The organism is Psychromonas sp. L1A2, assembly GCF_009828855.1.
Classification (GTDB): domain Bacteria; phylum Pseudomonadota; class Gammaproteobacteria; order Enterobacterales; family Psychromonadaceae; genus Psychromonas.
Genome location: NZ_WUAG01000001.1, coordinates 2,106,982 through 2,120,876, shown reverse-complemented (window position 1 = coordinate 2,120,876; position 13,895 = coordinate 2,106,982). Strand labels below are relative to the sequence as shown.

Sequence of the window (13,895 nt, the reverse complement as noted above, 5' to 3'; positions counted from 1 at the left end):
TAAGATCTGAACTATGAGTGATGATTTAGCCTATTCACAAGTTTAGCAGGGCTGTGTCAACACTCTAAAGAAATATTAGATAAAAAAAAGCACCGATTACAAACATAATCAGTGCTTTAAAGATAATAATCAATCATTCAATTTAAAAGCTTGAAGTATCCACAAATAAACCAACTTTCAAATCTTCAGCTGCATAGATAACTTTACCATCTACTTCTACGACACCATCAGCAATACCCATAACCAATTTACGCATAATTAAGCGTTTCATTGTTATACGGTATGTTACTTTCTTCGCTGTTGGTAAAACTTGGCCTGTAAATTTAACATTACCTACGCCTAAAGCACGTCCTTTACCAGGACCGCCACTCCAACCTAGGAAGAAACCAACTAGTTGCCACATTGCATCAAGACCTAAACAACCAGGCATAACGGGATCATTTGGGAAATGACATTGGAAGAACCATAATGCTTTATCGATATCTAGTTCAGCAATTAATTCGCCTTTACCGTGTTCTCCGCCATCTTCAGTAATGCTGATAATACGGTCTAGCATAAGCATCTTGTCGATAGGTAATTGACAGTTGCCTTCACCAAATAGCTCACCTTGACCACATTTGATTAATTCTTCTTTATTGTAAGAGTTTTTACCCAACTCTTTTTGGGATACGATTTTAGTCATAATCACTTTTCTTAAAATAATTGATAAGGTGAGGTATTAAAACAAACATAAAACTTAATACCACGAAATAATGAGCGCTATACTGTATATGAGCCCATGAAAACAATCAAGAATAATCAATTTTCTGAGTGTTTTTTTGTTAGTATAAACTAATGAAATATAGAATCTTTTATTCTAGAAAACAAACTACTAGTGTTATCTTCCATCTCTTCTTTAGCTGCAATATCTATTCGTAAGTTAATTGCTTTGATCACTTGCTCAAAGGTTTTATCTAATAATAAAGGATAAGCTTGATGACAATGAGAAACTGTATGAATCATCATTTTACCGGATTCAATTAATGCCAACGTTTTCAAATTGAGGGTTAAATTAATTTGGTTAGCTTTAGGCATTACAATTAAAACGGGCTCTGTAATTAAACCTAAGTCAAACAAACGGGTTACTGATTCAATTTTTTGATTAATGCCTCCAATGGCTAATACATTACCATGTTGATCAAGAGAACCTGTCACAAATATGTTTTGTTTAACAGGGAATTGTGAGTAACAAGAGCTTGCTGCAATTAAAATAGCCAATGAAGCACTGTCTCCATCACTTTCTTGATAAGATTGCTCAAAAACTAAATTACAAGAATAAGGAAAGGCGGTGACATGACTGAAAAAGTGATTTAAGTAGCCTTGTACAATTAACGTACTTTTAGCATGGATATTACCCGCTAGTTCGACTTTTCTTTCTACATCTATAATCTCACCATCGCCGATCATATCACTCGCTGAAATCCTAAATACTTCACCAAACTCACAGGGGTAACCTAATAATTCAACAACGGATAAACCATTGATTTGGCCTATATTCTCACCTGTTAATTGTAGGTTTACTTGTCCTTCAAGGAGCGATTGTTCACTGTATTTTCGTGCTAATGATTGTGCTTGATCTATTTCATTAAAATAGGCAATTAAATCTTGTTGGTTGATTTTATTATTATCATTAAATAAGTTTGCATACTGTAAAGCTTGTTGAATCGATTCTGGTGCAAACGATAGCAGTTTTTGGTGCTGACATTGAGTTGCTAGGAAATGTAAAAGTGTTGATAAAGTGTCGTTATCTAATTTTTCTATTGCTAGCTGTTCTGTTAAGTTGTGACAATAAGTAACAATCGCATTAATAGATTCTTGAGATACGGGTACTTGACTCGCTAATTCACAAAATAAAGAAGAAACTTGTGAGTATTCTGGATCAATCTGAATTAATTCTTCGAGCTGAAATCTACTCGCTACTAAAATTATTTTTGTATTAATAGTTTGCTGAGTTAAATCGGGTAATGCTTGTTTTATTTTTTCAGCATTAACGGCATCACTTGCTTGTAAGTGACCTCGTTGTAAAACAGACTTTAATTTAAACCATAAATTGGGTTCAACTAATAGCGGACTAATGTTAAGGACTAAAATGCCTTGATCATATTTACTTAAGTGGCCATCGGAAAAATTTAATTGTCCATCATTTCCTAAAGATAAGCGTCCAAATAAACTTTCTTGATTATAACTTAGTAAATAACTTGTTGGTAAAGTTGGTGCAATCGTTTGTTCAAGCAATTGTTTCGCACTTAACCAGTGGCGGCTATTAATTAAAAGTAGTTGAGTTGGTAGTTTCAAATAACGAGAAACAACAGACACAGCATCAGGAAACAAAAGTGATAACTCTGCTTTTTCAGGCTTTTGATATTGAGTTAAATATTGATCAAAATGTGTTGTACATTGTTGTACTGTTAAAGGAATAGTTTTCTCAATAATAGGATCAGTAGCACTAGAGGCATCGCTTGAAATTAAAGGGGAAATATTATCGGTCAAAATGTCTGCTCTAGTTAAAGTTAAAGGAGGGCAATTTATCACATACCTCCCTATAAAGTTAACAACAAAATGCGCTTTATAATTTATAACCCTTTACTTTTTGTTGTTGGTATTTTATTTCGCAAGCTGTGCACCGTTGTTTGGTAGGACATTCAAATAATTCTTCCACTTCTATTTCTACTTCACAATCTGAACATAAACCATATAAACCAAGCTCAATACCTTGTAATGCAGCATCAATACTTTGGATTTGTGTTTTATAAAGATTCAATGAATGGCTTTCACTATGTACTAAGCTATCAATCAAAGCATCAGCATTCATGGTGTCGACATCTTTAACTAAATCATTTAAGTATTGTTTAGAAGAAGCTGTTAGTCTGACTTTTACTTTCTCTTTCAACTGCGTAAATTCAGCTAATAAGTTTTGTTGCAAAAGTTGTTGTTGTTCGAATGTGATTTGATGCATAACAGTCGCCTCAATAATTTATAATAATTTATAATAAGGGAGGCGATATTAAAGTTATTGATTTGTATCAAGTTTGATTGTTTTGTTAAGATAAATATTTATCAAATAGGGTAGTTACTACCATTTTTGTTTGTCACCAAATAGCATTTCTATATCTTTTTGCTTAGAGTTTTCTTTCATTAAACGTTTTTTCTCATGATTATCCCCATTTGAAGAGGAACCCATGTCGGTTAAATGTAAATTTACTTCATTATTGTGATTAACAAGAAGCTGTTGTTTTTGTAGTAGGTCGTTATCTTTATCTGGAATTGATTCTAATATTTTCAATAATTTGTCGATCATTTGTTTTGCGTTGCTATATTCTTTTATTGATTTAGCTTGAATAATACGTTTAATGCTTGTATCTAAATTTATTTTTAATTGCATTATTTCTAAGTTTCGATTTTCAGCAACAAATATATTAGTGTTAATTTTTCCTTTAGCATGTTCTGAACGTAAAACTGCCCGTATTTTTTTGGTGACTTTAATTAAATTAACCGCTTCTTTATCATCATTAGGAATTTGAAAAGTATTTGAGGTTGGTTCTATATAATTTTCTTTTATCTGCTTAATTTGTGCTTCAGTATCAGCAAAGTGTTCTTTATAACTGGCAGTACTAGGCGACATATTCATCATAATGAATAAAGCATTACGTATTCTATTTTTTAATATAAGCAGTAAAATTTTGGTGAATGGAATTTTAGTTGCAAACAATAAAAGTTCATCAACTTCAGAGATTACCGCGTGTTGTTTTGCAACAGAAATACGACGTTCTGTTTCTACTTTTTGCTTATATTGTTGAATGATATTGTAACCAATCATGACAATAAGCAGTAAAGCGACTAAAGAAATTATTAATGGGTACAAGATATAAACTCTTTATGTAAATAATAGAAAAAGTACATTGTATTAATACTTATACGAATTTTATGATACTAAGGTAACTGTAAAGTGAATATACTACCACTATTATCTGGTTTATTAATTAAACAAATATTGCCTTTAAGTTGTTTTAATTGATGCGCTTCAGCAATTTTTTTAGCAAATAAAAGCCCTAAACCACTGCGTCCTTTGTTAGCATTAAAAGTAGAGCCTTCATTTTTATCATTCACATTCATCATATAATGCGGATAACCTTCTCCATCATCTTCTATTTTGAATATCAAATAGGGAGCCTGGTAATAAGCTGAGATGGTGACAATACTTTTTGCATGGCGTAGTGCATTAATAAAGATATCGCTGAGTAAATAACTGACCAAATCAACATCATAATAGCCACGTAAGTTTTTTTCAACATCAACGGTGACCTTGATATGATGACTGTTTAAATATAAACGATTACGTTCCAATATATCGGTTAATAGTTCATTAACTGAGTTTTCTTCTATAAAGATAGGTAGTTGTTTTTTTTCATCTCGGTATAACGCTAATAACTGCATTAATGTGCTGTTAATGCGTGAAGTTTGATAATGTAAATTTGAAACCGATTTATGTTGTTGAGCAGTAAGGTTGTCAGCTAAATCGAGATCTTCGATAGATTGTAGAACCATCGCCAACGAATTTTTCATATCATGTATGCTTGTCGCTAATATAGTGCTGAAATCAAGCTGCTCGTTATTTATGTTTTTCATAACTCCATCGACCTATATAGGATAATTACAATTAATTATCCTCAATAAAATATCTTGTTCATGTTTATTAAGTAAAGGTTTATCTACTATAAATTTGTTGCATAGCAAGTTATACCCTTATTATTATAGATATAATAATACACAATACAAAAGTAGGGCTTTGTAAATAGTAGAAGTCTGATAGAATTAAATGGAATAAGCACTAACTAAACATGAGCTGATAACATTATGAAATTGCAACAATTGCGCTATATTGTCGAAGTATTAAATCATAACTTAAATGTATCAGCGACTGCTGAAAATTTATTTACCTCACAACCCGGTATTAGTAAACAAGTTCGTATGCTAGAAGACGAACTCGGCATTCAAATCTTTGAACGCAGTGGTAAACACCTCACTAAGGTAACACCTGCAGGACAAGAGATCATACGTTATTCAACTGAAATATTAGGTAAAGTTGAAAGTATTAAAGCGGTAGCTAATCAATATACTATGCCAGATCAAGGCAAGTTAAATATTGCCACAACGCATACACAAGCTCGTTATGCATTGCCTGAAGTCATAAAAGGGTTTATTAAACGCTATCCAAAAGTGTCATTACATATGCACCAAGGTACGCCAACACAAATTAGTGAATCAGTTGTTAAGGGCAAAACAGATTTTGCTATTGCAACCGAAGCGTTGCACCTTTATCAAGATCTTATTATGTTGCCTTGTTATCATTGGAATCGTTCGGTGATTGTGCCAAAAGATCATCCTTTAGCTAATATTAAGAAACTCACTATTGATGATATTGCACAACATCCTATTGTCACTTATATTTTTGGTTTTACCGGACGCTCAGAATTAGACGAAGCATTTAATGCTGCTGGCTATAAACCAAATGTGGTATTCACCGCAACGGATGCTGACGTTATAAAAACCTATGTTCGGTTAGGTTTAGGCGTGGGTGTTATTGCTACGATGGCAATTAACGAAGATGATGATTTCTGTGTACTCGATGCAAGCCATATCTTTAAATCTAGTTTAACCAGTATCGGCTTCAGAAAGGGGTCTTTTCTCCGTGATTATATGTATGATTTCATGGTTAGATTTGCTCCACATTTAACGAGACCGTTAGTTGAAAAAGCAATCCAATTAAAATATACAGCGGAAGTTAATAAGTTATTTGAAGATATCGAGCTACCAATAAGATAATCTTTACACTAATAATGACTAATTAATACAAGCAATTATTTGAGCCCACTTATGTGGGCTTTTTTATATTTATAAACAAGTAATACCAATCACACTAATTAAGTTATCTATTTTACTTGTTAAAATAACTTATTTCTTCATTGTGAATTTCGTAAAGGAAACAACCATTAATGAATTAACATGTTTTAGTTAATTCACCGATAGACGATTAACGAAGTTAATCTTCGAACGGCCTTAATTTTCGCCTTGAACTAACTCATTTTTCCTGCGCAAAATTTAGAACATATTATTTAATGTAATCGGTATAAAAATAGATCGGTTAATGACTGTAATCAGTATTATAAGGGTTGGTATTGTATTTGTTTATAAATTTTCCTAATTATAATTTGCTTAATATTGGAAGAATTTTACTTACTTTATCAAAACATTCTTTATATTCACTTTCTACGTTAGAGTCAGCTACAATGCCTCCACCTGCCCAACAATAGATTTTGTTGTTTTGACACACTAATGTTCTAATCGTGATACTACTATCCATGTCACCGTTACCATTTATATAAGCAATACTGCCGCAGTAAATTTCACGTTCAAATTTTTCAAGTTCAGAAATAATTTCCATTGATCGAATTTTAGGTGCGCCAGTAATTGATCCACCAGGAAAACATGCTCTAAGTAAATCTTCACAAGAATATTGAGCACCGAGTTGTCCTGTTACTGTACTGACTAAGTGGTGCACAGCAGGAAAGCTTTCAATATTAAATAAACTTGGGACTTTAACGGTTCCTGGTTTACAAACACGTCCAATATCATTTCGTAACAAGTCAACAATCATAAGGTTCTCTGCCTGATCTTTTTCAGAGTTTAATAGTTGTTGTATGTTGGCTAGATCTTGCTGTGCATCTTGGCTACGTGGCATAGTACCTTTAATAGGCTTAGTTTGTACTTGATGACCTTTTAATTGCAAAAATCGCTCTGGCGATACTGATATAATGACTTGTTCAGGCAACCGTATGAATGCGGCAAAGGGGGCTTTGTTTTCTTTTAATAAAGCCAAATAGGCTTGGTATTCATTACCATTATAGTTAGCTTGGAAGCGTTGAGCTAAGTTAACCTGGTAACAATCACCGCTTAAAATATAATTTTGAATCTTATTAAACGATTGTTTGTATTCTTCTTCACTGTAATTAGGTATCCATTCTTCAGATAAACTAAATGATTCAACATCATTAAGGGCTTTTTTTGATAAATTTTCAAGCCATTGATAACGTTTTTGCCATAAAGAAGTTACATCTTGTTCAATATTCTTAGTGCTTTGTTGCAGCAAATAATATTGTTTCTGTTTAAGGTTATATAAAATAGCCCAATCATAAAAACCACAATGGTAGGGGCCTAAGTTTAGGCCTACGTTTTGTTGGTCTTTATTGACACGTTCAAACAGTTCTCCCATTTCATAATGGTAGGCAGCAATCACACCACCAGTAAATGGAAAATCATTGGTTGTTTCTTCATGAAATAACTGCTGTCGAATTTGTAATTGAGCAGCGAGCGGGTCTGTTCCCATCTCAATTTTTGCATTAGTTGTTAAGTCATGAAATAAAGCATTGTTATTTGATTCCGTTAACGTTGCGATCGGTTCAGCGCTAAAAATAGACCAATTACTATCTATATGTTCCGAACTTGCGGATTCCAAAAATACAGTCCAATTCAAACAGGATAATTCTTGTTTAATGATAGTGATTATCTTTTCAGAGAAAAACAATGGTTTTATGAGTGTGTTAGCTGATTTATAAGTCATTTTTTCGTATTTAGGCAACATTTTTGTAACAAAAAATTAGGCGGATAAGGCCAATAATATTAACATTGTTTTACAAAAACTGTTTACTATTTACTGGGAGCGACTGATGACAGTCATTAAAGAACTGGATTTTATTAATAGCGTTAAGAACTCACTGCAATTTATTTCATATTATCACCCGCTGGATTTTATCCAAGCAATGGATAAAGCATATCAAGCAGAACAAAATCCTGCGGCAAAAGACGCCATTGCCCAAATATTAATTAATTCACGCATGTCTGCTGAGGGCAAACGCCCAATTTGTCAAGATACTGGTATTGTGACGGTATTCGTTAAAATCGGGATGAAAGTCAGTTTTGATTCAGAATTAACAGTACAAGAGTTAGTTGATGAAGGTGTGCGTCAAGCTTATAACGACCAGTCTAACCCATTACGTGCTTCGATCGTTGCTGATCCAGCGGGAGCACGCAAAAATACTAAAGACAATACCCCATCTGTTGTGCATGTTGAAATGGTTAAAGGTAATAAAGTAGAAGTGATGGTTGCAGCAAAAGGTGGCGGTTCAGAAAATAAATCTAAAATGGCGATGTTAAATCCATCTGATTCAATTGAAGATTGGATAGAAAAAACAGTCCCATCAATGGGGGCAGGTTGGTGCCCACCTGGTATGTTAGGAATAGGAATCGGTGGCACAGCAGAAAAAGCGGCAGTAATGGCGAAAGAGTCATTAATGGAACCTGTTGATATTTTTGATCTACAAGCTAAAGCAAAAGTAGACCCAGATTCATTGGATACCGATGAAAAGTTACGTTTAGAGATCTTTAAGCGAGTGAATAACTTAGGTATTGGAGCGCAAGGCTTAGGTGGTTTAACAACCGTATTAGACATTAAAATAAAAAGTTGTCCAACTCATGCGGCATCGAAACCTGTTGTTATGATCCCTAACTGTGCAGCAACACGCCATGCACATTTCACTTTAGATGGTTCAGGTGAAGCTGTCTTAACACCCCCATCACTAGACCAATGGCCAGAAATTACTCGTGAAGTAGGCGAAAACGTTAGGCGCGTTAATGTAAATGACTTGTCTAAAGCTGATATGAGCGAATGGAAAAGTGGCGATACTATTTTACTTTCAGGAAAAATATTAACGGGTCGTGATGCTGCTCATAAACGAATTCAAGAATTAATCACAAGTGGTAAAGGTTTACCTGAAGGCGTCGATTTTAAAGGTAGATTTATTTATTACGTAGGACCTGTTGATGCAGTCCGTGATGAAGTAGTGGGTCCTGCTGGCCCAACAACGGCAACACGTATGGATAAATTTACAGACTTCATGCTAGAAGAAACGGGTTTATTAGGCATGATTGGTAAATCTGAACGTGGACAAAACACAGTTGATTCTATTGCTAAACATAAATCAGTGTATTTAATGGCCGTAGGTGGTGCTGCATATCTTGTTGCTAAAGCAATTAAAAAATCACGAGTGGTTGCCTTTGCAGACTTAGGAATGGAAGCTATTTATGAATTTGATGTCGAAGATATGCCGGTTACAGTTGCTGTTGATAGTCAAGGAAATAACGTTCATGAGCAAGGTCCGGCTATTTGGAAAGCTAAAATAGCTGAATTAGACAGCAAATTGTCAGAATAGTTACTAAATTGATTGCTTGAAATAGTAAGGATGGTATAAAAGCATCAACGTAAGTATTTTTCATTATTCATAAAGGAATAAGTATGTTTGAACAAGTAAGTATGGCACCTGCAGATCCAATCCTTGGTTTAACAGATGCATTTAAAAAAGACGTCCGCACAGATAAAATCAACCTTGGCGTTGGTATTTATAAAAATGAAATGGGACAAACACCAATTTTAGCAACTGTTAAAGAAGCTGAAAAACGTCTACTTGCTGAAGAAACAACCAAAAGCTACCTAACCATTGAAGGTATTGCGGCTTATGGTGACGCTGTTCAAACATTACTATTTGGTGCTAATGCTGAAATTATCACTTCTAAACGTGCTCGCACAGCGCAAGTACCTGGTGGTACTGGAGCATTACGTACGGGGGCTGATTTTGCAGTCACTAAACTAGGCATTAAAAAGATTTGGGTAAGTAACCCAACTTGGGCTAACCACGGTAACGTTTTCAAAACATCTGGCCTAGAAGTTGTTACTTATGATTATTATAATGCAGAGACTAAAGATTTAGATTTTGATGCAATGGTTGCTTCGCTACAATCTGTTGAAGCAGGCGATATGGTATTGTTCCACGGTTGTTGTCATAACCCTACAGGTATTGATCCAACACAAGCACAGTGGGAAATACTAGCAAAACTAATTGCTGAACTAGGTGCAATTCCATTCTTTGATTTTGCATACCAAGGTTTTGGTCATGGTGTTGAAGAAGATGCGCAAGGTTTACGTACTTTTGCAAAATATAACAAAGAACTATTGATTGCTAACTCATTCTCTAAAAACTTTGGCTTATACAACGAACGTGTTGGTGGTATTACTCTTGTAGCTGAAGACAGTGATATTGCAGACAGTGCATTCAGTCAAGTTAAAGCGGGTATCCGTTCTAATTACTCAAACCCTCCATGTCACGGTGCAGCGATTGTAACAACTATCTTAAATGACGCTGAGCTTTATAAACAATGGGTTGAAGAAGTTGCCGAAATGCGTAATCGTATTCAAGAAATGCGTGATTTATTTGTAGCGACGTTAAAAGAAAAAGGCGTTAAAGGTGATTTTAGCTTCATTAGTCGTCAACTTGGAATGTTCTCTTTTTCTGGTTTAACAGTTGAACAAGTAAACCGATTAAAAGAAGAGTTTGCAGTTTATATTGTTGGTTCTGGTCGTATTTCAGTAGCCGGAATGACTAAAAACAACATGCAGCCTTTATGTGATGCATTAGCTAAAGTTATTTAATTAACTTTTGATTGTTAAATCATTAAGCCTCAACAATTTATACTGAGGTTTAATGATACCAAACCCACTATTTGATCTCGCTATTTATAGTCATCAATATAAATGTTAGCGTAGCTTTCAGCTTTGTAACTAGAACGTTAGTTACCGTATCAATGCTCTACTTTATAGCGTAGCTTGTATCTGAATGGAGTATTTAATAGTGAAATTGGTAAAATATGATAGAGATTTATGAGTAAAAAAATTAATCAAAACCTTTCATTTTTAACAAAATTGAAAAAGCTCCCATTATCTGCAGACAATGTACGATGCTTATTAACCACTAAAGCATTTAAAACAGAGTTATTTCAGCAGATAAATTCCGCAACTAAACGTATCTATATTGCCGCTTTATATTTAGAAGCGGATGATGCAGGTGAGGAAGTCCTAAATGCTTTATATCAAGCAAAAAACAATTATCCGTCCATGGATATTACTGTTTGTATTGACTTTCATCGAGCACAACGAGGTTTAATTGGGGCTGAAAAGGGAGGGGATACGAATACAACCTGGTATCAAAAAGTTGCTGAGTTAAAAGGCCGCGGCGTTAAAATAATCGGTTTGCCTGTGAAACGAAAAGAACTTTTTGGTGTACAACATTTAAAAGGTTTTATTTTCGATAATGTTGTTTTTTACAGTGGCGCAAGTATTAATAATATTTACCTCCATCAGCAAGAACGTTATCGATTTGATCGTTATTGGTTAATCACAGACAACGCATTAGCAGACTCTATGGTTGATTATATTCAACAGGTGATTATCAATAGTGAAGCGGTTGTTCAACTTAATGCACCTGTTGTGCCTAAGTTTAATGAATTTAAAAAAGAACATAAAAACTTAAGTCGTAACTTAAAACTGTCTGGCTATCGGTTCGATCCAATTGAATGTAATGGTCTAGCTGTCAGACCTCTCACTGGGATTGGTACAAAGAAAAACTTATTAAATAAAGTCATTAGAGCTATCTTTCACTCTACCGAAAAAGAATTAATTTTATTTACACCTTACTTCAATTTACCGACTGCTCTATCTCGTGATATTTCAGCATTATTAAAACGTAAAGTTAATATTACTATTGTTGTTGGCGATAAAACCGCAAATGACTTTTATATTCCTGAAGATAAACCCTTTAAAACGATTGCTGCTTTACCTTATCTTTATGAAGTAAACCTACGCAATTTTGCTAAGAAGCATCATACTTCTATTTTGCAAGGGCACTTAAAATTACATTTATGGAAACATGATTCCAATAGTTTTCATTTAAAAGGTATTTATTCAGATCAACGTTTTTCATTATTAACAGGCCATAACCTCAATCCAAGGGCTTGGCGTTTGGATCTTGAAAATGGTTTATTAATTGATGACCCGGAACAACAATTAAGCACACAGTTTAATGAAGAGCTATCCAATATTCTTTCTCATACGCGTTTGATTGAAAGTTATCGAGATATTGATGATATGGCGACGTATCCAGATAAAGTTAAACAATTAATATCTCGCTTAAAGAGAGTTAAAGCAGATCGAATTATAAAAGGTATTATTTAGTGTTTACTTTGACACTTATTTATTATTTCTAATCGCATACAAAGTTAAAATTATTAATTGATGTACTTAGTTAAAGAAGAGGACTTCGCTTCCTCTCTTTTTTCAATCATTGCCCCATCTTTAATAAGGTTAACACTTTTCTTCCTGAACAGAGATTAATTACAAACTAGCGTGATTAATTTCGTTTCTTTTGTTCAACGCTTATTAAATTAACAAATTAATAGTGTCGTAATTCAGTACATTTTCGAATTTGTAAATTAAAAAAATAAGTTTAGCGACTTTATTTATTAACTTTAATTTGAGCCGTATTAAAAGAAATCATATTTATAAAGTTGAAAAAAGCCTGGATTGCACCGTTTTAATTACTATTTTTAACCATACTAAATATTATTTGCTAAAAGTGCTGACTATTTAATCGCTTAGACTCATTATACTCATTTATCTATTGAATTATGATTCTGCTTACGTATAATTCCTCGCATCAAGTGTTAAGGCTTGATGCAGTGACAATGGTAGGCCTCTTGGTTTCTCGCATTGATAACTTATTAACCTGGTCAGAGCCGGAAGGCAGCAGCCATAGTAGGTGATTCAAGTGCCGAGAGTTTGCTGGGAGGTCTACCACCCACCCAAATATCTCTATATAATCTAATCACTCTTAGTTTCTAAAGGTCTAAATATGACCCAATATAATTCTCGTTTTGATACTTCACTTAAAGCAAAGCATTTCCTTCCAAAATACTGGGGAACTTGGCTACTATTAGCTTTATTATTTATTTGCAGTTACATACCTGCCTCTTCAAAAGATAAGTTTGCAGCATGGCTTGCGGATAAACTCTATAGTGCTAATTTTTTAAAAAAACGTAAAAGAATTGCATTTATCAATCTTGGATTGTGTTTTCCTGAATATACCGAATTAGAAAAAGATGCGCTCATGCGAGAAAATTTTCGTTCAGTTGCTCAAATAGCGCTTTCACTAGGTGAAATAGCTTTTCGTAGTAAAAGTTTTTTACGTAAACGTATTAACTTTGTTGGTGAACACTTTGTAAAAGAAGCTGAAGCGGCTGAACAAGCTATCATTTTTTTAGCCCCACATTGTTATGGTGTTGATTTTGCGGGTGTTGCTGCGATTTCAGCTCGTGGTTATCCTTTATCTAGTATGTTTAATGATTATAACAATCCTATTTTCGATTGGTTTGTTACCAACTATCGAACTCGTTTTAGTAGATTGAATGATAAAGGAACACTTTATCACCGTAGTGAAGGTTTAAAACCTTGTATTAAAAGCTTACGAGATAAAGCACATTTTTACTATCTGCCAGATGAAGATCATGGACGTGACAACAGTCTTTTTTCCTCATTTTATGCAACCCAAAAAGCAACACTGCCAGTCATTGGACGCTTGGCTAAATTAGGGCGTGCCGTGGTTATTCCTACTTATACATCTTATAACGCTAAAACAGGCAAAATAGATGTTATTTGTCACGCGCCTTTAAATACAATTCCAAGTGGAAATGAACAACAAGATACTGATTTAATGAATGCCGCTATTGAAAAAGTGATCAATGAAAATAAAGCTCAATATATGTGGACGCTAAAACTATTTAAAACAAGACCTGAAGAAGGGTTAAAAATATATAAAGAATAGTTATACCAATCACAATAAATAGCTTATCTGAATTGAACTGTTTTTCCATCGCAAAATTTAGATAACATACTTAATGTAATAGGTATTAATACA

Annotated in this window: 11 protein-coding genes and 1 other RNA gene; 6 read left to right on the top strand and 6 right to left on the bottom strand. The window is 33.9% G+C overall.

Annotated features, from left to right (window positions below; translation table 11 throughout):
• Positions 1-142 precede the first annotated feature (142 nt).
• The 5 genes from fabA to GQR59_RS09015 all read right to left on the bottom strand — a co-directional run bounded on the left by fabA (position 143) and on the right by GQR59_RS09015 (position 4,665).
• Complete coding sequence (gene fabA, locus GQR59_RS09035; RefSeq protein ID WP_160061783.1) at positions 143-682, bottom strand: bifunctional 3-hydroxydecanoyl-ACP dehydratase/trans-2-decenoyl-ACP isomerase; 540 nt, start codon at positions 680-682, stop codon at positions 143-145.
• A gap of 149 nt (positions 683-831) precedes the next feature.
• Entirely contained in the window at positions 832-2,529 is a 1,698-nt protein-coding gene (locus GQR59_RS09030; RefSeq protein WP_160061782.1) for an AAA family ATPase, read from the bottom strand.
• Between the two features lie 76 nt (positions 2,530-2,605).
• Complete coding sequence (locus GQR59_RS09025) at positions 2,606-2,995, bottom strand: TraR/DksA C4-type zinc finger protein (protein WP_160061781.1); 390 nt, start codon at positions 2,993-2,995, stop codon at positions 2,606-2,608.
• A 117-nt stretch (positions 2,996-3,112) separates the two neighbouring features.
• Entirely contained in the window at positions 3,113-3,901 is a 789-nt protein-coding gene (locus tag GQR59_RS09020) for a DNA repair ATPase (RefSeq protein ID WP_236546699.1), read from the bottom strand.
• Between the two features lie 68 nt (positions 3,902-3,969).
• Positions 3,970-4,665 (bottom strand): sensor histidine kinase, encoded by a 696-nt coding sequence (locus GQR59_RS09015; protein WP_160061780.1) that lies wholly within the window; start codon positions 4,663-4,665, stop codon positions 3,970-3,972.
• A 228-nt stretch (positions 4,666-4,893) separates the two neighbouring features.
• Here GQR59_RS09015 and cysB point away from each other — a divergent pair, with 228 nt between their 5' ends.
• A complete protein-coding gene (gene cysB / locus GQR59_RS09010) occupies positions 4,894-5,862 on the top strand; it encodes an HTH-type transcriptional regulator CysB (protein WP_160061779.1) in 969 nt (322 codons plus the stop codon).
• Between the two features lie 379 nt (positions 5,863-6,241).
• Here cysB and pabB read toward each other — a convergent pair whose 3' ends face one another.
• A complete protein-coding gene (gene pabB, locus GQR59_RS09005) occupies positions 6,242-7,678 on the bottom strand; it encodes an aminodeoxychorismate synthase component I (RefSeq protein ID WP_236546698.1) in 1,437 nt (478 codons plus the stop codon).
• A gap of 85 nt (positions 7,679-7,763) precedes the next feature.
• On the opposite strand from pabB, the gene GQR59_RS09000 reads away from it, so the two are divergent.
• From GQR59_RS09000 to GQR59_RS08980, 5 genes are all read left to right on the top strand, one after another.
• The gene (locus GQR59_RS09000; RefSeq protein WP_160061777.1) at positions 7,764-9,305 is read left to right on the top strand and encodes a fumarate hydratase; all 1,542 of its coding nucleotides are present in this window, start codon (positions 7,764-7,766) and stop codon (positions 9,303-9,305) included.
• A gap of 83 nt (positions 9,306-9,388) precedes the next feature.
• Entirely contained in the window at positions 9,389-10,579 is a 1,191-nt protein-coding gene (locus GQR59_RS08995; protein ID WP_160061776.1) for an amino acid aminotransferase, read from the top strand.
• A 228-nt stretch (positions 10,580-10,807) separates the two neighbouring features.
• Positions 10,808-12,157, top strand: coding sequence for a CDP-diacylglycerol--serine O-phosphatidyltransferase (gene pssA, locus GQR59_RS08990; RefSeq protein ID WP_160061775.1), 1,350 nt, complete (start codon positions 10,808-10,810; stop codon positions 12,155-12,157).
• Positions 12,158-12,676: 519 nt separating this feature from the next.
• Positions 12,677-12,772: signal recognition particle sRNA small type (ffs, locus tag GQR59_RS08985), an RNA gene on the top strand.
• Between the two features lie 61 nt (positions 12,773-12,833).
• The gene (locus tag GQR59_RS08980; RefSeq protein WP_160061773.1) at positions 12,834-13,802 is read left to right on the top strand and encodes an LpxL/LpxP family acyltransferase; all 969 of its coding nucleotides are present in this window, start codon (positions 12,834-12,836) and stop codon (positions 13,800-13,802) included.
• Positions 13,803-13,895 lie beyond the last annotated feature (93 nt).

Bases quoted from the DNA above. Each gene is read 5' to 3' on its own strand.
- fabA (WP_160061783.1), bottom strand. From the start codon at position 682: ATGACTAAAATCGTATCCCAAAAAGAGTTGGGTAAAAACTCTTACAAT.
- GQR59_RS09025 (WP_160061781.1), bottom strand. From the start codon at position 2,995: ATGCATCAAATCACATTCGAACAACAACAACTTTTGCAACAAAACTTA.
- GQR59_RS09015 (WP_160061780.1), bottom strand. From the start codon at position 4,665: ATGAAAAACATAAATAACGAGCAGCTTGATTTCAGCACTATATTAGCG.
- cysB (WP_160061779.1), top strand. From the start codon at position 4,894: ATGAAATTGCAACAATTGCGCTATATTGTCGAAGTATTAAATCATAAC.
- pabB (WP_236546698.1), bottom strand. From the start codon at position 7,678: ATGTTGCCTAAATACGAAAAAATGACTTATAAATCAGCTAACACACTC.
- GQR59_RS09000 (WP_160061777.1), top strand. From the start codon at position 7,764: ATGACAGTCATTAAAGAACTGGATTTTATTAATAGCGTTAAGAACTCA.
- GQR59_RS08995 (WP_160061776.1), top strand. From the start codon at position 9,389: ATGTTTGAACAAGTAAGTATGGCACCTGCAGATCCAATCCTTGGTTTA.
- pssA (WP_160061775.1), top strand. From the start codon at position 10,808: ATGAGTAAAAAAATTAATCAAAACCTTTCATTTTTAACAAAATTGAAA.
- GQR59_RS08980 (WP_160061773.1), top strand. From the start codon at position 12,834: ATGACCCAATATAATTCTCGTTTTGATACTTCACTTAAAGCAAAGCAT.